This window comes from Kordiimonas aquimaris, from assembly GCF_025574485.1.
Taxonomy (GTDB): domain Bacteria; phylum Pseudomonadota; class Alphaproteobacteria; order Sphingomonadales; family Kordiimonadaceae; genus Kordiimonas; species Kordiimonas aquimaris.
Map to the genome: position 1 here is coordinate 753,999 of NZ_JAOBPO010000002.1, position 20,606 is coordinate 774,604.

Genomic DNA, 20,606 nt, shown 5'->3' on the forward strand with positions numbered 1-20,606 from the left:
GGACATAGACACATGGCAACGCTCACCGTAACCACCCTTGATGACGAAGCATTTGATAATGACGGCAATGACGCAACAGATGGCAATGGCCTCTCGTTGCGTGAGGCTATCGGCCTAGCTGGAAGCGGTGACACAATTACATTTGCCAGCAGCCTTAGCGGTGGCACACTCACGCTGGGTCAAGTGACAGCGGGAAATGCGTCCACGGTGGGCAGCGGAGAGCTGGAAGTCACGCAAGGTGTCACTATTGACGGCGATCTGGACGGTGATAACCGACCCGATGTAACCGTTGACGGCAACATGACAAGCCGCGTGTTCAACCTTACTGGCGGCACCACAATACTGGACGGCCTGACCATTACAAATGGTCTGGCTATTGTCTCTGCCGACAACGGAAATACTGGTGCCGGTGTTCGCGTTGGTGCCGATGTAACAGCAACCATACAAAACAGCGTTGTCACCGGCAATCAGGCTAGCTTTGGTGGTGGCATATTTCACCGTGGTACATCGCTGACCATCGACAACACGCAGATTACCAACAATACCCTGATGGCAGGGGGTGGTGGTACTGGCGGTGGCATTTTTGCAAGCGCTGACTTTACCATAACCGACAGCAGTATCGTTGGGAACAGCAGCATAAATGGTGGAAATGCCATAAGAGTCAATGGAATAACAGCCACCATCACAAATACAACCATTGCTCAAAATATCGGTGGGGCAAATGCCATTAACTTGGGGGCGGCTGATGCTACAGTGAATATTTCAAACTCAACGTTGACAGGCAATAATGGTGAGCCATTCGGCAGTTCTATTTTCGTTGGAAGTGCAACAGTAAACATATCGGACAGCGTGGTAGACAATACAGGTGCCGGGGCAGGCTTGTTTGCAGCAACAGATATCTTTGGCACGTTGAACGTTAATTTCACCGGAACCAATATAGTCAATGCCACGCCATCTGGTACAGCCGTTACAGCCAATGCAGGTGTCACATTTTCAGGTACGCCAACTGTTCAAGCAGACCTTAGTCAGGTTTTTGCTTCAACCGCAGTGGTTAACAGTATTACAGGCGGTGCCTTATCAACGGTTGGTAACGTGCAGCTTGCGCCGTTGGCGGCGGGGGTGACGGCAGGTGCGGCGTCCAGCAATACGGCTGCTCCTGTTATTACACTACCTGCGGAGCCGGTTGTTGCTGAAGATGCAACTGATGTGGCTATCGCAGATACCATTGACATTGCTGATGCAGACACCGATAGCCAGACGGTCACACTCACAATCACGGGTGGAACAGCCTCCATCAACACGACCGGCGTGACCGTTAGTACAGGGGACGGCAACGACGACGCGCTCATTGTATTCAATGGTTCACTTGCCAATGTAAATACTGCGCTTGATAGCCTGACCTTTACCCCTACCGCCAACCTGAACGGCATCAATGCTGGCAGTATTCGCATTCAGACAGATGATGGTGCAGGTGGCACTGACGACGAAACCCTCACGTTCAATATTTCAGCGGTGGCTGACACGCTTACCGTCACCACCAATCTTGATACGGGCGTTGATGCGACGGTCACCGGTGATTTGGCGGCGGAAACGGCGGACGGCGGTGGCTTGTCGCTGCGCGAGGCGATCGCACTTGCAGAAGCGGGGGACACCATCACCTTTGATCTGGACGGGTCAACATCCGGCAATCAGGGCGGCACCATCACACTTGGTGGCACCGAGCTTACGGTCAGCCAAGGCATCACCATAGACGGTGATTTGGATGATGACGGCACAGCCGATGTGACGATTGATGCTGACGGCAATAGCCGTGTGTTCAATATCACGGGCGGCACCAGCACGCTGGACGGCCTGACGATTACCGGCGGTGCAGTTACTGGCAATGGGGGTGGTATTTCTAACGGGGGCACCTTAGTCGTTACAAATAGCACGATTAGTGGTAACACCGCCACTACTCAAGGTTTGGGTAGTAGCAGAGGTGGTGGCATATCTAATTTCGGCACCTTAACAATAACAAGTACTACGATCAGTGGAAACACTGCTGGAATCGAAGGCGGGATTTTTACTAACTCTACTTTGACTTTGACCGACAGCATTGTGCTCGGCAATAGCTCGACGGAATTATCGACTTATGGCACTGTAAACTTTACCGGCACCAATATTGTTGGGGCCGACAACAGCGCTTTTGATGCCTCAGCAGCCAATGTGGTGAACGCAGATCCTGCAACTGTATTTGCCAGTCTTGACACCAGCAGCGGTGCACCTGCGGGTGCCGGCTTACTGGCAGATAACGGCGGCAGTGCGCAAACCATTGCTGTTTTATCGGGCGGACCGGCGGCACCGTCAGGTACAGTTGTGGCGGGGTCCGGGCCTGCTGTTGTGCCAACATTGACGGTGACAACCGCCCTTGATACGGGCGATGACGCCACCGTAACGGGTGACTTGGCGTCGGAAACGGCGGACGGTGGCGGCTTGTCGCTGCGTGAAGCGCTTGCGCTGGCGAGCGATGGCACTGAGATCACCTTTGATCTGGATGGGTCAACATCTGGCAATCAGGGCGGGACCATTACACTGGGCGGTACGCAGCTTGAAATCACAACAGGTGTGACCATTGATGGTGATCTGGACGATGACGGCACGCCGGATGTGACGATTGACGCAGACGGCAACAGCCGCGTGCTGAACATCAATACCACCGAAGACGTTACCCTGAACGGCCTGACTATTCAGGGTGGATATCTGGACCCAACGAATGGATCAACGCACGGGGCGGGTGTCTATATCGATAGTGGTTACAGCATGGGTACGCGAACAGTGACGGTCTCTGACAGTGTGATCACTGGCAACACCGCTTACCGCGGTTCAGGCATTCTTGTGAGGGATAACTATACCAATCTTGTTGTCACGGGTAGCAGCATCAGTGATAACACAGCCACACGCCAAGCTGCCGCCATCTACAATACAAATGGCCTATCAACAACCATCACAAATTCTACCTTCGATAACAACACTATCACCGGTACAAATGGTGGAACTGGCGGCGTGATTTTTGCGCGTAATGGCGACCTGACAATTACTGACTCTACAATTTCAGATACAACTGGGGGCGGCACTGCGGTCTATTTCCGAGGTGATAGCACCGCAGATAACCTCAGTATTACTGGCTCCACATTTGCCAACAACAGTGGGCGTCAGGTAAGTGTCGGTGACGGTTCTGGAACGACGACGATCACCGATAGTATTTTTGCAGGTGGTGCAAATAATAGAAATGACGGCATATATACGCGTTCAGACTTAACTTTTTCTGGCACCAATGTCGTGCAGGGCGGCACGTATTTTTACGGTAGTGGTGTCAGCGTGAATGGATCGTCGATCGTTGAAAATGATTTCGATCAGATACTGACTGGTGCGACGACCACCGTCGGCAATAATACAATATTTACGACCAACCCACTTGGCCCGGCGGCAGGTGTGGGTGTGTCGGCAGTACCTGCGGGCAACAATACGCCAACCATCAGCATTGATGACACTACACCGCTTGCCTACACCGAGGGCGATGCGGCGACGGCGCTTGATCTGGCGGCAATGGTTGCCGACGCAGACGGGGATGCGGACTTTGACGGTGCAAACCTTTTCGTTCAGATCACCGATGGCAGCGAAAGCACAGACCGCATCAGCATTGTGGACGGTAACGGCACTGGCCCTGCGATCACAGTTGGTGGCGGCGATGTATCGGCGGACGGTGTTGTTGTTGGTACTGTAGCGCAAGGTAGTTCTGCTGTTAATGTAGATGGCGATGGTGTGTTGCAGATCACCTTCAATAGCATGGCAACCGCCGCGATTGTGCAGGAAGTGCTGCAGGCAGTTAGCTTTGATAGCAGTTCAACATCACCTTCAACTGATGACCGCACGGTAACAATCGCGATTGTGGACGCCAACGGTGCGTCAGCCAATGATGCGCGCACGATTGAGGTCACAAATGTGGTAGATCTTGGAACGGCGGGTGACGATACACTCGCTGGCACAGCGGGTATTGAGAATTTTGATGGTCAAGGCGGAAATGACACACTCGCTGGTGCAGGTGGCAATGACACGCTTGTTGGGGGCGGTGGCAACGACAGCCTATCTGGTGGCGACGACAATGATGCGTTAGGCGGCGGCGATGATAACGACACGTTGGACGGCGGTGCAGGTAACGACAGCATTGACGGCGGAGAAGGCGACGATATCCTTGTTGGTGGCGGCGGCAATGACACCTTCATCGGCGGCAATGGCAACGATACTGCCTTCCTTGGGGAAAGTGAATTTGGCGCTGTAACCGGACCGTTTTCGGGCGTTAACGCCAGCCTTGCCAGCGGCACCATCAGCTCTGCCGGTGTCGGGCTGATTGTGGGCGGCGGTGGTGCAGTCGCAGTATCTAGTTTTAGCCTCAATCAGGCATTTGGGGTGATGCGCATAGGGTCAGGTATACCTCAGACGGGAACACTATCCGGTATTGAAAATCTGGTTGGTACTAACGCCAATGATACGCTAACCGGTGATGGCAGTGCAAACAGCCTGCGCGGGCAGGACGGTGATGACCTGTTGAACGGCGGTAACGGCGACGATACGCTGGACGGCGGTGATGGCACCGACACCATTGATTTCAGTAACTTGATGGGCGTTAGCGTTGATTTGGCGGCGGGTACGGCCATTTCTGGCAGTGAAACCGACACACTTATCAGTATTGAAGGGGTCATCGGCAGTAGTGCTGGTGACACCATCAATGGCTCAGCGAGTGATGACAGCCTGTTTGGCGGTGCTGGTAACGATACGATCATCGGCGGCGCGGGTGATGACACAATTGACGGTAACAGCGGTGATGATAGCCTAGACGGCGGTGACGGCATTGATACGATAGATTTCACTGATACCGTCGATCCAACTGGCGTAATCGTTGTTAACCTAGTGAGCGGCACGGCAACAGACTTTGCAGGCGGCATGGACACAATCGCGAACTTTGAGAATGTCATTGGCTCGAACGGCAACGACTCTGTCACTGGCGATGCGGGTGATAACAGGCTGATTGGTAACGGGGGTGACGACTCGCTAATGGGAGGCGATGGTAATGACACCCTTGTTGGTGGTGTCGGTAGTGATATCCTCGATGGCGGCGACGGCATCGACACCTTTGATTTCTGTGGTAGTTCTGGCCTCAACCTTGATCTGGCTACGGGAACGGCAACATCAGGTAGCAATGTTGATACATTAAGGGATATTGAAAACGCGAACGGCGGTAGCGGTAATGACACGCTTACTGGTGATGCGAATAACAATGCCCTGAACGGCCTTGGTGGTGATGACAGCATCGTTGGTGGTGATGGTAACGACACACTGACAGGCGGTACTGTTGATGAAGATGGTAATGCGCTGAGCGGACAGGATGACACGCTGACAGGCGGTGCAGGAGCAGACACTTTCATTGTGGCAGGTACGCTGGCTTCTTCCGGTGGTGACAAGAAGGTGTCACCCAACCAAACCATCATTACAGATTTTAACGAGGCTGAAGGCGATACGATTGAGCTGGTAGATACGGCGTTTACAAGCTTTGCAGATTTAACTGCTGCAGCAACAGTGGTTAGCGGTAATCTGGTCATTGATCTGGGGAACGGTGGTCAATTGACCATTCAAGGCATAACGGATGTAAGTGAATTACGTTCAAGTGATTTTACGTTCACACAGACGACAGCTTCTGCACCGGCTCCAGCTCCTGCTCCCGCACCTTCGCCCGCTCCTGCGCCATCGCCTGCACCGGCTCCGGCCCCCGCTCCGGCTCCGGCTCCGGCACCTGAGCCGGTTGTTGTTAGAACGACTGACGACCCGGAAGGCAATAGCAGCCGCGTAGATGGCGGTAGCCTTGATGACACCATTGAGGGCGGGGCAGGTAACGATACCGTTAATGGCGGCAGTGGTGATGACTTCTTGCGGGGCGATGAGGGTGACGATGATATCTCTGGCGGTAGCGGTAACGACAGGATTTTTGCCGGGCCAAATGATGAAGGGCGTGACACGGTTCAAGGCAACAGCGGCAATGATGTGATTGGTGCTGGTGCTGGTGATGATTTGGTTGTAGGCGGTGAAGCCGGAGCAACAACACGCGAGGAAAACACCGGCCCTGCGGGTGATGACACTTTGTTTGGCGGAGATGGTAACGACCTGATCGTTGGTGGCTCCTACAACACTGAAACTGGCACTGTTGTGAACACAGAAGGCGGTGATAACGTTATTTACGCGGGCTTTGGTATGGACACCGTGTTTGGTGACAATGCACGTGACACTATTGGTGGCGGTGTTGGCGATGACAACATCGAAGGCGGCGGCGGTGATGACATCATCTACGGCGGCACTATTGAAAGCGGTAATGACACCTTGATGGGCGGCGGCGGCAATGATCAGGCCTTTGGAGCTTCCGATAATGACATCGTTGATGGCGGTACGGGTAACGATACATTATTTGGCGGTGCCGGTGATGACATTGTTAACGGCGGTGCTGATGATGACCTGATATACGGTGGTTCAGGCGATGATGCCATCAGTGGCGGTTCAGGTGATGACACATTCGCGTTTATCACGGGCTTTGGCGCCGATACTATCAGTGACTTTGGTTCTACGGACGGTGATACTGATACGCTTGATTTCACAGAGATTGAGGGTCTTGTGTTAACCGACTTGCTATCTGCTGCAACATTCAGTGATGGCAACGCGACGCTGATCATTGGTACACATGGCACTATTGTGCTTGAGGGTGTGGATCAAGCTGAACTACAGGCGATTTTCGATAATGGACAGGTTTTAGTCTAACGCCCAAATAAGCTTAGTTTCGCTTGTTAAATAAAGGCGCCCTCAGGGGCGCCTTTTTTGTTGTGAACATGATTACTAGCGATCATTGCATCGTTTGGTTAGGGTAGTAGTTGCGGGTTTGCAATGAAGAGGGGACTGTATTGATACAGCATGCGGGGATCAGTGCTGACAAGCTGCAGGTATGGAATGCCGCAGTGTTATCTGCGCTGAATAAGCCTGATAAAATTGGACGCCTTTCCGCGATATGTGACGGTGTGAAAAACACTATAGACATATGTTTCGCGGCTGTTTTCGTTTTGCATCGTCGCAGTGCGCCAACATGTATTTTTGATGAAGTTGAGGACGATGGTAGCCTGAGTGACTATGTTGATTTCGCGTATTTGTTAGACCCTATTTATGACCGCTTTTTGGCAGGTACTTTGCCTACTAACTGTTTGATGCGGGATAGTGCGCCTGATGATTTTTTCTCATCGGAGTATTACCAGAAATACTACGGACAACTGGGTATTCAGGATGAATTCTATTTTAATATGATCATGGATGCGGACACGGTGATTCACATCACATTGACGCGTGTTAACAATCAAACACCTTTCACGCCTATGGACCTGGATACGTTAAGAGCATTAGAACCGGTTGTAAAATGGGTGGTTGATGATTATTGGCAGGATTTTGCGCAACCGCACAAGGACAGCGCCGGGGAAAAACAAAAGGAACATGATGCTGTTACTCAAGCTTTTGAAACTTTTGGCGCTTCGGTGCTAACTGCGCGCGAAAGGCAAATTGTTCAATTAATGCTGAAAGGTTTTTCTGATAAGTCCACTGCAAGAATTCTGGAGATATCTCCAGGGACCGTTCGTAATCACAAGAAAAGTATTTTTGGCAAGTTGGATGTGACGTCGCAAGGGCAGGTTTTTGGTTTGTTTCTTGATGCCTTAGCGGCTTCATCATCAAATGCTGACATTACATGAGGTAGTGTAATTGGTTACGGAGCGGTGACCCCGTAACCTTATTGATGATGCAGCTGGCCAAGCTTATTCAGATTTCCTGTATACCTCGCGGCCAGCAAAGTATGTTGCCTCAACGGCAAGATTGCGGAAACTCACATTTATTGGTGTTGGTACCTTGCCGTCAAGCACGACAAAGTCTGCCCATTTACCGATCGTGATCGAACCGATTTCGTCCTTCCAGGGCGTGATGTTGGCACCGGCCTGTGTGTAAGCCATCAAAGCTTCCTCAAATGTAACGGCTTGTTCTGGATGAAACGGCTTGCCATCGTTGAAGCCAAACGGACTAACACGGAAAACAGCGTCCGCAATTTGAATGAGTGGGCTAAGCGGCGATGTAAAATAATCTGCACCAAAAACTACAGGTACGCCTGCGTCTAACATTGATCGCCATACGTATGCATTCGCTGTCCTTTGAGGGCCAACACGCTCAGGGACATAAACAATTGAATTAGTTGCGTGATTTGGCTGCATTGAGGCTATTATGCCTAGATCCTTGAAGCGTACGATATCTTCGGGATGCACAATTTCAATGTGTTCAATACGATTGGGATGGGGAACAGCATTATCTTTGGCGGCCTCAAAAGCATCAAGGGTTGCAGCAACAGCCGCGTCACCAATTGAATGAACTGCAACTGGCAAGCCTGCAGCTGTTACTACTTGTACCTGATGTTTCAAGTCTTCCGGGCTTGTAATATATTCGCCCTTCCACCCTTCACGGTCATTGTAAGCTTCTGTAAGTACAGCTGTATGGGCAGATAACACACCATCATTGATAAGTTTGACGAAGCCTAAATTTAACAGAGGGCCAGTTACTTCCTCTTTTGCAGTTGCAGAAACGCGGCTGGCAACTTCTGCTTTTTTGGTGACGATTTTACTTACAACTGACTCAATAGGCTCATTGATGCCGCCACGGTTCCATGTGCCGTACCATATCCGCATTGTGGGGTCGCCGTTTTCAATGATATGCAGATAGTCCTCAAGGCCCCCCATTTGGTGAAGACCCGTAATACCAAAACTATTGGCGTATTTGTACATTTTGGCCAAGCCTTCTTGGCGCTGCATATCGCTGCGGTCGGGCACAATGTTACTGACAAGTCTTTGAGCACCTTCAAGAAGAATACCAGTTGTGTCGCCGGTTGCGGCGTCAACTACAACTTCACCGCCTGGAGGAGCTTCTGTTTCTGCTGTTACGCCAGCCATTTCAAGTGCTTTGGAATTTACCCACGCATAATGGCCATCAATATGAGTTAGGTAAGCAGGGCGGTCAGGGATAATTTTGTCTAACATTTGCTTGGTAGGGTATACACCGTCAGAAAGTGTGTGATCCCAATTGCCGCCGATCAACCACTCACCTTCTGGCATGCGTTTGTCCGCTTCTGTGATCATGTACAACCATTCAGTCTTATCCGCCACATACGAGAGGTCTACACCTGCGACAGCTGGTGAATTACCGCTAACATGCGAATGAGCATCAATGAGGCCGGGCGTAACAGTGTTACCGCCAGCATTAATTATACGCGTATTGGCGTCTGCGAGTGCCTGCACCTGTTCATTGCTGCCGATTGCGCTGAACTTACCATCAGTTATGGCAAAAGCTTGCACGCGTGCTGCGCTCGGGTCGCTGGTGTAGACATCTCCGTTTATCACGATTAGATCTGGTGCTGATATGTCAACAGGGGCGGAGGATGATTGATCATCCGAACAACCCGTCAATAAAAGCGCAATTGCGCTCATGATGGGTAAGAGTGTTTGTTTTAACGTCATCTGCATTCTCCCTGCTAATACGACATAATAAATAGCGATTTATAGTTCAGCTATCGGCGTGATTTATCCAAACTGACTTCGTTTCCAGATAAGCTTCTATTTGTTCCGGCCCGTTTTCGCGGCCAATCCCTGAATGTTTGAAGCCGCCGAATGGTAAGCTGGCATCAATAGGGTTGTGTGTGTTTACCCACACGATACCGGCTTGTATTCGAGGCGTAATATCCATGACTTTTTTCAGGTCGTTTGACCAAATGCTGGCGGCTAAACCGAATGATGAATTGTTCACACGTGAAACAACTTCGTCGATATCCTTGAATGAGGATGCCACGAGAACGGGCCCAAATATCTCTTCTGTAACGATCCGCATCGTGTCTGTGCAATCGGCAAAAATAGTTGGTGAAACATAGTAACCGTTCTCGTCCATATCTCTATTTGATGTTATGAGGCGAGCGCCTTCTTCACGGCCAAGGTTAATATAGCTTTCGACTTTTTCTTTGTGAGCTAGTGAAGCCAGAGGCCCCATTTGAGTGCTTTCATCCAGACCTGCACCAACAACCAGATTGTTTGCTACTTTGGTGAGTTCTAGCAAGACATCTTCATAGATTTTCTCTTGGACTAAAAGACGAGAGCCAGCCGTGCAAACTTGACCTGCATTGAAGAAAATTCCCGCGGCAAGCTCTTCTGCAATTGATGCGGGGTCTGCATCACCCAATACAATCATTGGTGACTTGCCGCCAAGTTCAAGTGTCACCCGTGTCAGGTTTTCCATGGCTGCTTTGCCAATCATTTTGCCGACAGCGGTTGATCCGGTGAAAGACGCTTTATTGATGCTGGGGTGCGCCATCAGTGGAGCACCAGCGTTTTGACCGTCACCAGTAATAACATTAAGAACACCAGTGGGTACGCCTGCCTCAATCGCTAACTCAGCAAGCTTAAGCGAAGTTAGTGATGCCAATTCGGAAGGTTTTAAAACCACAGTGCAACCTGCAGCTAATGCGGCGATAACTTTCCAGCAAGCCATTGAGAAAGGGAAGTTCCACGGGATAATCGCGCCGACAACACCGATAGGCTCTTTGCGGGTGTAGCCGAAGTTGCCTGGTCCGGCAGACAGCTGTGTGACACGCCCGTCCAGTTTAGTTGCCCAGCCAGCCATATAGCGACAATAGCTTGCGCTTTCCATTACATCAATGTCGCGCGCTTCGATGACTGGTTTACCCATATCCAGTGTTTCAATTTCAGCAATAAGCTGTTTGTTTTGCTCGATCAAATCAGCCAAGCGGAACAAGATAAGCTCCCGTTCAGCGGGTGTCATGCGCGGCCATGGCCCTGTGTCAAATGCGTTGCGGGATGACTGTACAGCGCGGTTCACATCTTCGCTATTGGCTGCGGCAATGGAGGTTAACCAATGACCTGTTGATGGCTCAAAAACATCAAACGTTTCACCAGATGCTGCTGGCATGGTCTGGCCGTCTATAAACAAGCCATGATACCGCGTCACAAAAGCTTTCGTTTCTGTTGTTATGTTCGGGTTTTGACCTGTGAAGAAATGCTGTGTCATTATATTTTCTATCAATTATTTGATGTAGCTTTGGTGCTGGCGAACATTAGAATTTCACCAAGGATCAGTAGTGCAGCAGAACCAATTAATACGGACCACTGAAGCCCTTCGCCGGGAACGTAAAGGAAAAGGCCAATCGTCAAAGTAAGAATAACTGCGCACAAATAAGCGAGCCCATTTACAAACCAACGAGGACCTGCAATGCGGAACAGTTCTTTCTGTGGAGAGTTCGTTTTTCTAAGCTTCACAAATGCGAAGGTCATGGCGACATATGGCATCATGAACAATACACCGCTAAATGCAAACAGGGACCAAAACAGGTCTTGATTATTGCCTGCAACCAAACCGTAAAAAAACAATACCAATGTGCTAATAATGCCAAAAATAACAGCTGCGCCAACAGGCGTTCCGCGCTGTTTGTCTTCATATGCAAATACTGCAGGTAAGTCACCATTATTGGCAGCCTCAGCGACTGCGCGATTTCCCCCTAGTGACCACGTTACGCCGTTTGAGAAAAAGGTGTAAAGTGTACCGATGCTCAATACCGTGACAAGGACATTGCCGAGGGTTGTTCCTCCAAGGAAAAGAGTGAGTGTATCAACCAAACCTTCTACAAGGTTGATGTCAGATGCAGGGATCGCAGTTAAAATGGCATATGTTGCTAATATATAAAGCAAAATGATTATCGAACCAGATATCATTATCCCTTGTGGGACATTTTTCTGCGGATTTTGCACTTCATCCGAACCCGCAGAAACAAGCTCAAAGCCAAGCATGCCGTATATAATAACGGTAATGTATTTAAATCCATCTCCGAGATTAGGGATCATGCTGTCGAATGATAAATCATTAGCTGTTTCGTGAGTTTGGCTATAGCTAATGGCGCCACCAATAATGGCCAGAAACACCATTACTTTTATGATAGCACCAACATTGGGCACCCATTTCCCCAGCTCTAGTGTGATGATGTTAGCTCCAACTGCCAACCAAGTCAGGCCAATGCCAACAATGATTTGCATTGTGAGCGTCATGTCTGGCCAAAAAATTTGACTGAAGATTCCGGCAAATAAAATAAAGATAGAAGGGCACCAGACGGCAACATTAACCCAGTATGCCCATGTGATGCGTGAGGCCCAGCGCTGACCATAAGCACGCTTAACCCACGCGTAAACACCGCCTTGGTCTGGATAAGAACAGCCTAATTCAGCAGTGATCAGTGAAAAGGGTACAAAGAAAATAACGCCGAGAAACACCCACCAGAAAATACTGGAAGGGCCAATAGCTGCACCTGCAGCGAGCGTATCCAGAAGAAGAATTGCCGAAATGCAAAAGAGAGTAATGTCTCTTTTGCCCATCACTCTTTTATGGTCCACGGCGCTCATTTATCTTCTCCGTTCTACAATTTTCATAACTTGCTCCAGCAAGACATCAATGCATAGTAATGGGGAAACCCATTTTTTCGACTATTCTTACCCAAAGCTTTCGCCAGCCGCCTTTTGCGTCGAGTGTATCAAGTGCGTACATGGTGATTTTGAAACCAAGCCAGCGAAGTGGTTCTCCTGGCACATAACCGGGTTGTGTTTGAGCAAATGTTAGCTTGCGTTCAATTGTGTCTTTATTATCGAGAATATCGAGGCCCACGCGAGCGCCGAAACGTGTGGCAGTGACACCGAAACCGGAATAGCCGCCGGCGAAGACCATATCTCCGCCATGATAGCTTTGATAATGGACGGCCATGCGTGTCGTTAAGCCTATAGGGCCTGACCATGCATAATCGATTTTTACATCGTCAAGCTGCGGGAAAGTTTTGAAGAAGTTCTCAACCAGCGGGATGAATGGTTTTGCCTGTTTATCCGCATCAGGGTCTGTGTCATTACCATAAAAATAGCCGAGACGACCGCCAAAGAGGATACGGTTATCAGCTGTTAACCGCATGTAGTTGAGTTGTGTGCGGGTGTCGTATATGCCGCAACGGCTTTTCCAGCCCACTTTAGCCATTTGTTCTGTTGAAAGCGGCTCTGTAACGACAATTCTATCTCTGATCGCTACGACCTTGCGCCGGATGTTCTTATGACCTGCTGCAAAAGCATTGGTGCAAAGCAGCACCTTGCGTGCTGTTATTGTACCCGAAGGTGTTTTTACATTGATGCCTGTGGCGGTCTTTTTTGTGGAGATGAGTTTGGTGTTTTCATAGAGGACAACGCCCAGTTCTAAAACTGCGTGTTTAAGCCCCCAGGCGAGTTTTCCGGGGTGTACTGTGCCACTACGTTTTTTGATCATTAAGCCGCCATCAAATATAGGGGAGGTGATTTCATCTTGAAGATCGGTGCGGTTCAGTAACTGTGTTTCGTGTCCATACTTGTCGAATAGTTCCTTTTCGTGCTGCAGTTGAGGCAGTTCCTGTTCACCGACAGCGACAGTGAGTTCGCCGCCCCATTCCAGGTCACAGTCAATTTTGTATTTTTTAATCGCAGCCTCAAAACCATCCATATTGTCCATGCCCAGTTGCTCGAGCGTAGCAACTTCATCAGGGAACATCCTTTCTGTATTATCGATACCGTGCATAACAGATGTGGATAAAATGGCGGCTGGCCGACCTGTTGCGCCGTTCGCTACCTCGCCTGCTTCTATCATGATGATGTGTCGCTCTGGGTCAGTTTCTTTAGCTTGTAAAGCGGCCCATAGGCCACAAAAACCAGCGCCTACAATAAGTAGATCACATGTTTCGTCGTGATTAAGCGAGGGGGTCGTGTTTGGTTTCTTGCTGCTGTCTAGCCAATATGGTTTGTATTGGGCAGTTTGCAGTGCATGTTCGGCATGTTGTGTTGGGCTGGTATGTATCGTCACTGTCATTGTTCCTGTCAAACTGTTGCCAGATATGAATGCTAAGCCATAAACATCACGGTGCTTTACCTGTTCTTGTTAAGCGCACCAGCAATTCAAAGTCACTTATACAACTTTTCTGACAGACATTTAATGTCTGAAAACAGACATATGCGAAACACCAGTCATTGTGGATTTGTCATTAGATTGAACGCGTCATGTCACCTAAGTAGAGTATCTGTAAATGCGAGAACAAAAAATGAACATATTAGTGTAATAGTTTGATGTAGTTATGTTTTATTGGTTTATTAAACAACTAATTGATTGATAGCGGAGATAAATAAGTCCATTAAATACCATTGATAACCAACTTGAACCATGTTATCCCAATTATGTTCAGATGACGATCTGGACGCTTGTGAAGTGCGCAATTGTTTGTTTGCGCCTCACGAGGGGAAACAAGGGGGACTTGTCGGGCAATGGCGTTATTCCTGTCCACATTCGAGAATAAAGTTGACAAGAAAGGGCGCGTTTCTGTCCCGGCGCCTTTCCGTTCGGCCGTTTCCTCCAGCCATTTTCAGGGCATTGCGATATACCGTCACCTCAGCCTCCCTTGTGTTGAGGGTGCAGATATTTCTTTCCTTGAGCAGTTCTCTGATCAACTTTATGAAGACTTCAGTCCTTTCAGTACGGATCAGCTATCTGTGGCCACTGCTATTCTCGCAGAATCGCACCAATTGGCGTTTGATCCAGAGGGGCGCGTGATGTTGCCGCAGGTTATGCGGGAGTTCATGGGAATTGATGGGTTAGCGACTTTTGTAGGTATTGGTCGTAAATTTCAAGTTTGGGAACCAAAGGCATTTGCGGCGCATCGTCAAGAGCAGCGCGAGATTGCTGTTGATAAGGTAACCACTTTGCCACCTGTTGGCGCGCGGGGGCGGCCATGACCGCTCAGCTGGCGCAAGAAAATAATGCAAACAAACATATCCCCGTCCTGTTGGATGAAGTTGTCACAGCGCTGAGCCCGGTTTCTGGTGAGGTTTATGTGGATGGAACCTTCGGTGCGGGCGGTTATACGCGCGCAGTTCTTGGCGCTGCTGACTGCGGTGTTGTTGCAATTGACCGTGACCCACATGCGGTTGGTAGAGCAGGCGCATTTGTACAAGAGTTCGGTGAGCGTTTTCGTATATGCGAAGGTTGTTTTGGTGACATGGATACGTTGCTGAGCAAAGCGGGAACACCGACCGTAAACGGGATTATGCTTGATATTGGTGTGTCGTCATTTCAGCTTGATGAAGCTGAGCGCGGCTTTTCGTTTCGTGAAGACGGTCCCCTTGATATGCGCATGAGTGCTGAAGGTGAAAGTGCTGCAGATGTGGTTAACACATATGATGAAGGCGCTCTAGCAGACATTATTTATCAATACGGTGAAGAGCGTAAGTCACGCCGTATTGCATCTGCCATTGTTAAACGTCGTGATGCGGAAGTTTTTTCGCGTACGCTTGATTTGGCAAACTTGATTGAAGCCGTTCTTGGCAGAGCTCCTGTGCAAAAAGGGCGAAGGTCAGTGCATCCGGCGACCCGAACGTTTCAGGCACTGCGCATCCATGTGAATGATGAACTTGGTGAGTTGCGTAGAGGGCTTCGCGCTGCTGAGGCTGCGCTTGCTGAAGGCGGGCGTTTGGTTGTTGTTAGTTTCCATTCACTAGAAGATAGAATTGTAAAAAGTTTTATGGCGGAGCGGTCTGGGCGCGTGCCATCTGCGTCGCGGCATATGCCTGCGACAGTTGGTACGGGTCCAAGCGCTTCTTTCTCTATGCAGTCTGCAAAAGTTGTTAAGCCTTCAAGGGATGAAGAGCAGAGAAACCCAAGGGCGCGTTCAGCGCGGTTGCGAGTGGCTATAAGGACATCTGCCCAAGCGTGGCATGACGCGGAGGAGGCGGCTCATGCGTAAGGCATTTACAGCATTTGCCGCAGTGTCTGCGATGATATCTGGTGCGGCGGTTATGCAGCTTAAGCTCGCAGTTCAAGAGCAGGCTGATGAAGTAGAGGTTTTGGCTCAGCAAATTCATAATGACCGCGAAAATATTCGCGTTTTGAATGCTGAGTGGGCGTATTTGACGTCACCGCATGCCTTGCAGGAAAAGTCGATTTCTTTTTTAGCTCTCATGCCGCCGGCCCCTAAGCAAATTCTTGGTTCTTTAGATGACATTCCGTTTCGCATCAAAGGGGATGCAGTTGATGGAGATGCCAGTGTTTTATTGCCGTCTGCGATGACAAAAAAGAAAAATGCGCCGAAGCAAAAAGCTTCTAAAAATAAGGAGCGAGCATTATGAATTATTTATCGGCAAGTAAAAGCCAATCTAATATGTTTGCAGGTGACTTGAAGGCGCCAACGATTGCTGTTGCTCGCACACGCCTTATGTTTGGTGTGTTTTTCTTTCTGGTAGCCTTTGTTGTTATGGGCGCAAGAACCGTTGAACTTGGAATGTCCACGCCGATTACAGCCAAACAAACTATTGCAAGGCATATTGAGGTGCCGGCTACAACAGTTGCACGTGCCGATATTGTTGACCGGAACGGTGAAGCGTTGGCGATAAATCTTAAATCATCCTCGCTTTATGCCAATCCGAAGATGATTTCTAATCCTGAAGCAGTTGCTCAAAAGCTGAATGAAATTTTGCCTTCAGTACCGCGGGCCGGTTTGTTGCAGAAATTGAAGTCAGGAAGAAGTTTTGTTTGGATCAAGCGTAAGCTGACACCGAAGCAGAAATGGGACGTAAATGCGCTTGGTGTTCCCGGGTTAAAATTTCAGGAAGAAGAAGACCGTCTATATCCGCATGGACGTTTGGCATCGCATGTACTTGGTTATGTTGATGTTGACGGTAATGGTATTGCTGGTGTTGAGCATTATTTTGACGATCAGCTTTCTAATTCAAATCGTAGCGGAGAGGCATTACAGCTTTCGCTTGATATTCGCGTTCAATATGCACTGGCGGACGAGCTTGAAGCGGCGATGCGAGCGCATAGAGCTAAAGGGGCGGCTGGATTGGTAATGGATGTTAACACAGGTGAGTTGCTCGCTCTGGTGTCCATGCCTGACTATGATCCTAACAACATTAGCGGCGTAAGCGATGACGAGCTATTCAACCGTGCAAGTAAAGGAGTTTATGAGCTTGGTTCAACATTCAAAACATTTACGTTTGCTAATGCACTGGATGACGGTGTCGCGACGTTGGAAGATGGGTACGATGCAACTAAGCCATTGAAAGTAGCACGGTTTTTGATCCGCGATGATCATCCCAAGAAAAGATATCTGACACTACCGGAAATTTTTGCTTTCTCGTCCAATATCGGTACGGCTCAGATGGCGCTCGACATAGGTTCCGATAGGCAGCGCGAATTTATGGGTGATTTGGGCTTGTTAAATCCTGCAGCGTTAGAGCTGCCAGAGGTGGGTGCACCGATGTATCCGGCAAGCTGGCGTAAGGTATCAACAGTGACTATTTCGTATGGCCACGGTATTGCTGTTAGCCCCGTGCAGCTTGCGACGAGCATAGCTTCTGTTGTCAATGGAGGAAGTTTGAATGCGCCAACTTTGGTGCGTACAAGTGCAGCAGTTCAATCGCAACGCCAAGTGATTTCACAGAGCACTAGCCGCCAAATGCGTCAATTGTTACGTCTTGCTGTTACCAAGGGAACTGGCGGACGTGCTGATGCACGTGGTTATCGTGTCGGCGGTAAAACGGGGACTGCTGAAAAAGCATCTGGTGGTGGATATGACCGTAAATCACTGATTTCTTCATTTGTTGGAGTTTATCCAATGGATGACCCTCAATATGTCGTATTTGCTTTGTTGGATGAACCACAGGGTACGAAGGAAACATTTGGCTTTGCGTCTGGCGGTTGGGTGGCTGCGCCTGTGGTGAAAAACGTCATTATGAGAACAGCACCTCTTCTCGGCGTTTTGCCAAAATGGGAAGATGAAGGACTGTATCAAAAAGTAGCTTTGATGATTGATGAAGATTAACGAGTAAAAACAAATGGCGAAAACATTGCTGCAATTGATGGGGGGGTCGGCTTGCAAACAAGATGCTGTTGTTAGCGGCCTGACAATTGACAGCCGAGGTGTGCGTGAAGGCGACCTGTTTGTAGCTGTGCCGGGTGCTAAATTAGATGGACGTGCTTATATAGGTGAGGCTTTGCGTAAAGGCGCTGCTGCTATTTTGACTGTGCCTGGCGGTGCTGATGATGTGGCTGAACGGAATGGGCAGCCGATTATTGAGCACAGTAACCCGCGAAAATTATATGCTGAGATGGCAGCAAAATTCTACGGCCAACAACCGGATGTTCAAGTCGCAGTAACTGGCACTAATGGCAAAACGTCAGTTGCTGATTTTACTAGGCAAATTTGGCAGGCAATAGGCAGCGAAGCGGCGAGTTATGGCACTTTAGGTGTGCGTTCCAGTGCGCTTACTGTGGAGGGTGGCCTAACAACGCCTGATCCGATGGCATTGCATTCAACATTAGCAAATTTAAAATCAGCTGGCATTGATCATGTGGCAGTTGAAGCGTCCAGTCACGGCTTAGACCAGTGTCGTTTGGATGGTATGAAAATTCGGGCAGCCGCTTTTACTAATTTAACGCGAGATCATCTGGATTATCACGGGACTGAGCAGGCATATTTTCAAGCAAAAGCGCGCTTGTTCATTGACTTGGTTGACTCAGAAAGTGGTTGTGTTGTTCTCAATGTTGACGATCCGTGGGGGCAGATACTCGATGATATAGCCGTTGGTTTAAGGGTCAATCGTATTAGTTATGGGCGTTCAAAAACTGCAGCTTTGCGTCTTGTATCAACAAAACTAACGCCAGCAGGCCAAGATGTTGAAATAACATATGATGGAGCGGAGATTGCTTTCCACATTCCGCTTTTAGGTGAATTTCAGGCATTTAATGTGCTTGCTGCCATGGGGCTGGCTATAGCCACAGGTGGCAATATTGATGATGTGGTCAACGCTATACCAAAACTGGTTGGTGTACCGGGTCGCATGGAATTAATGGGTATTAGTAACGGCATTGCTGTTTATGTTGACTATGCGCATACACCGGATGGCTTGAGAACAGTTTTAAATGCTGCTCGTGCTCATGCTTCCAGAAAGCTTCATGTGGTTTTTGGATGTGGCGGTGACCGTGATCAAGGAAAACGGCCTGAAATGGGCGAGATAGCCGCTAAACTTGCGGACTACATTTATGTAACTGATGATAATCCGCGTACCGAAGATGCGGCGGTCATTCGCTCACAAATCATCGAAAGTTGCCCTGATGCGCTGGAAATTGCTGATCGTAGGTCAGCAATTGAAGCTGCAATTGAAGCGGCGCAAGCTGGTGACATCATTATCGTGGCAGGTAAGGGGCACGAAACAGGTCAATCTATAGGCAATCAAGTAATTGAATATTCAGACATTGAAACAGTTGTTGATTTGCTGAGCCTTGGTACATCTGCCGGGACTGACCCACAATTACAACCGAAAGGGCGCTAACATGTTTCATTTTCTTTCGGATCAAGGCGGAATTTTTAATCTATTCAGTTATTTGACGTTCCGCACTGGCGGTGCGGTTTTGACTGCAATGTTAATATGTTTTTTAACAGGCCCTTCAATAATTAACTGGTTGAAAAAGAAGCAAAAAAAAGGCCAGCCAATTCGCGAAGATGGACCGCAGAGCCACATTATAGCCAAAGCGGGTACACCCACTATGGGTGGTTTCATGATTTTATTGGGTTTGTTTGTCGCAACGCTGTTATGGGCAGACCTTACCAATCCGTTCGTTTGGGTTGTTTTGTTTGTTACTCTTAGTTTCGGCGCTATTGGATTTGTTGATGACTACCTAAAAGTTACTAAATCTTCCTCTGCTGGTGTGCCTGGGCGTCTAAAATTCATAATCGAGCTTCTTATCGGGCTTTCGGTTGCTTGGTGGCTGGCTGCTCTTGTTGAGCCAACTCTTGCATTACCGTTCTTCAAAACGCTGCTACTAAATCTTGGCCTTTTCTATCTACCGTTTGCTTGTCTGGTTATTGTTTGGGCAGGGAACGCTGTCAATCTGACCGACGGCCTTGATGGCTTGGCCATTGTACCAGTTATGATTGCGGCTGCCGCTTTTGGTTTGATCGCTTACCTTGTTGGTAACACAGTTTATACCGGCTACTTGGGCATCGCTTATGTCCCGGGCGCTGGTGAGCTTGCCGTGTTATGCGGTGCAATTATCGGAGCAGGGCTTGGTTTTTTGTGGTTTAACGCACCACCTGCAATGGTGTTTATGGGAGATACCGGATCGCTAGCACTAGGTGGTGCATTAGGTACGGTTGCTGTTATTACAAAGCATGAAATTGTTCTTGGTATTATTGGTGGTTTGTTCTGGCTGGAAACCATTTCTGTCATCGTACAAGTCATCTCATTTAAGCTAACCGGCAAGCGCGTATTTCGTATGGCGCCGCTGCATCACCACTATGAGCAGAAGGGTTGGGCTGAGCCAACGATCGTAATCCGATTTTGGATTATTGCGGTTATCCTTGCCCTTGTTGGCCTTGCTACATTGAAGTTGAGGTAAGGCAC

At 49.1% G+C, this 20,606-nt stretch carries 12 protein-coding genes; 8 read left to right on the top strand and 4 right to left on the bottom strand.

Going from position 1 to position 20,606, the window contains the following annotated elements; translation table 11 throughout:
• Positions 1-12: 12 nt before the first annotated feature.
• Positions 13-6,840, top strand: a complete 6,828-nt coding sequence (locus OEU88_RS09270) for a beta strand repeat-containing protein (RefSeq protein ID WP_262694875.1) — start codon at positions 13-15, stop codon at positions 6,838-6,840.
• Positions 6,841-6,980: 140 nt separating this feature from the next.
• Complete coding sequence (locus tag OEU88_RS09275) at positions 6,981-7,811, top strand: transcriptional regulator (protein WP_262694876.1); 831 nt, start codon at positions 6,981-6,983, stop codon at positions 7,809-7,811.
• Between the two features lie 63 nt (positions 7,812-7,874).
• Here the strand turns inward: OEU88_RS09275 and OEU88_RS09280 are convergent, their stop codons facing one another.
• Genes OEU88_RS09280 through OEU88_RS09295 form a run of 4 tightly spaced genes read right to left on the bottom strand, consistent with a single transcriptional unit; the run spans position 7,875 to position 14,019 of the window.
• Entirely contained in the window at positions 7,875-9,614 is a 1,740-nt protein-coding gene (locus OEU88_RS09280; protein WP_262694877.1) for an amidohydrolase, read from the bottom strand.
• A 46-nt stretch (positions 9,615-9,660) separates the two neighbouring features.
• Entirely contained in the window at positions 9,661-11,172 is a 1,512-nt protein-coding gene (locus OEU88_RS09285) for an aldehyde dehydrogenase family protein (RefSeq protein ID WP_262694878.1), read from the bottom strand.
• A gap of 11 nt (positions 11,173-11,183) precedes the next feature.
• Positions 11,184-12,554, bottom strand: a complete 1,371-nt coding sequence (locus tag OEU88_RS09290; RefSeq protein ID WP_262694879.1) for an APC family permease — start codon at positions 12,552-12,554, stop codon at positions 11,184-11,186.
• A 46-nt stretch (positions 12,555-12,600) separates the two neighbouring features.
• Positions 12,601-14,019 carry an NAD(P)/FAD-dependent oxidoreductase gene (locus tag OEU88_RS09295; protein ID WP_262694880.1) on the bottom strand — a complete coding sequence of 473 codons (1,419 nt, stop codon included), beginning with the start codon at positions 14,017-14,019 and terminating at the stop codon, positions 12,601-12,603.
• Between the two features lie 455 nt (positions 14,020-14,474).
• Between OEU88_RS09295 and OEU88_RS09300 the strand changes: the two genes are divergently transcribed.
• Genes OEU88_RS09300 through mraY form a run of 6 tightly spaced genes read left to right on the top strand, consistent with a single transcriptional unit; the run spans position 14,475 to position 20,601 of the window.
• Positions 14,475-14,942 (top strand): division/cell wall cluster transcriptional repressor MraZ, encoded by a 468-nt coding sequence (locus OEU88_RS09300; protein WP_262694881.1) that lies wholly within the window; start codon positions 14,475-14,477, stop codon positions 14,940-14,942.
• The gene (gene rsmH, locus OEU88_RS09305; protein WP_262694882.1) at positions 14,939-15,949 is read left to right on the top strand and encodes a 16S rRNA (cytosine(1402)-N(4))-methyltransferase RsmH; all 1,011 of its coding nucleotides are present in this window, start codon (positions 14,939-14,941) and stop codon (positions 15,947-15,949) included. The genes OEU88_RS09300 and rsmH overlap by 4 nt, the downstream gene beginning before the upstream one ends.
• Positions 15,942-16,331, top strand: coding sequence for a cell division protein FtsL (ftsL, locus tag OEU88_RS09310; protein WP_262694883.1), 390 nt, complete (start codon positions 15,942-15,944; stop codon positions 16,329-16,331). The genes rsmH and ftsL overlap by 8 nt, the downstream gene beginning before the upstream one ends.
• Positions 16,328-18,025 carry a peptidoglycan D,D-transpeptidase FtsI family protein gene (locus OEU88_RS09315; RefSeq protein WP_262694884.1) on the top strand — a complete coding sequence of 566 codons (1,698 nt, stop codon included), beginning with the start codon at positions 16,328-16,330 and terminating at the stop codon, positions 18,023-18,025. Before ftsL ends, OEU88_RS09315 begins: the two co-directional genes overlap by 4 nt.
• Positions 18,026-18,038: 13 nt before the next feature.
• On the top strand, positions 18,039-19,535 hold the full coding sequence (locus tag OEU88_RS09320; RefSeq protein ID WP_262694885.1) for a UDP-N-acetylmuramoyl-L-alanyl-D-glutamate--2,6-diaminopimelate ligase: 1,497 nt from the start codon (positions 18,039-18,041) through the stop codon (positions 19,533-19,535).
• 1 nt (position 19,536) lies between these two features.
• Positions 19,537-20,601: a phospho-N-acetylmuramoyl-pentapeptide-transferase gene (gene mraY / locus OEU88_RS09325; RefSeq protein ID WP_262694886.1), complete on the top strand. Its 1,065-nt coding sequence runs from the start codon at positions 19,537-19,539 to the stop codon at positions 20,599-20,601.
• Positions 20,602-20,606 lie beyond the last annotated feature (5 nt).

Excerpts from the sequence above, each read along its gene's own strand:
- OEU88_RS09270 (WP_262694875.1), top strand. The coding sequence starts at position 13 with ATGGCAACGCTCACCGTAACCACCCTTGATGACGAAGCATTTGATAAT.
- OEU88_RS09280 (WP_262694877.1), bottom strand. The coding sequence starts at position 9,614 with ATGACGTTAAAACAAACACTCTTACCCATCATGAGCGCAATTGCGCTT.
- OEU88_RS09285 (WP_262694878.1), bottom strand. The coding sequence starts at position 11,172 with ATGACACAGCATTTCTTCACAGGTCAAAACCCGAACATAACAACAGAA.
- OEU88_RS09290 (WP_262694879.1), bottom strand. The coding sequence starts at position 12,554 with ATGAGCGCCGTGGACCATAAAAGAGTGATGGGCAAAAGAGACATTACT.
- OEU88_RS09300 (WP_262694881.1), top strand. The coding sequence starts at position 14,475 with ATGGCGTTATTCCTGTCCACATTCGAGAATAAAGTTGACAAGAAAGGG.
- rsmH (WP_262694882.1), top strand. The coding sequence starts at position 14,939 with ATGACCGCTCAGCTGGCGCAAGAAAATAATGCAAACAAACATATCCCC.
- ftsL (WP_262694883.1), top strand. The coding sequence starts at position 15,942 with ATGCGTAAGGCATTTACAGCATTTGCCGCAGTGTCTGCGATGATATCT.
- OEU88_RS09315 (WP_262694884.1), top strand. The coding sequence starts at position 16,328 with ATGAATTATTTATCGGCAAGTAAAAGCCAATCTAATATGTTTGCAGGT.
- OEU88_RS09320 (WP_262694885.1), top strand. The coding sequence starts at position 18,039 with ATGGCGAAAACATTGCTGCAATTGATGGGGGGGTCGGCTTGCAAACAA.
- mraY (WP_262694886.1), top strand. The coding sequence starts at position 19,537 with ATGTTTCATTTTCTTTCGGATCAAGGCGGAATTTTTAATCTATTCAGT.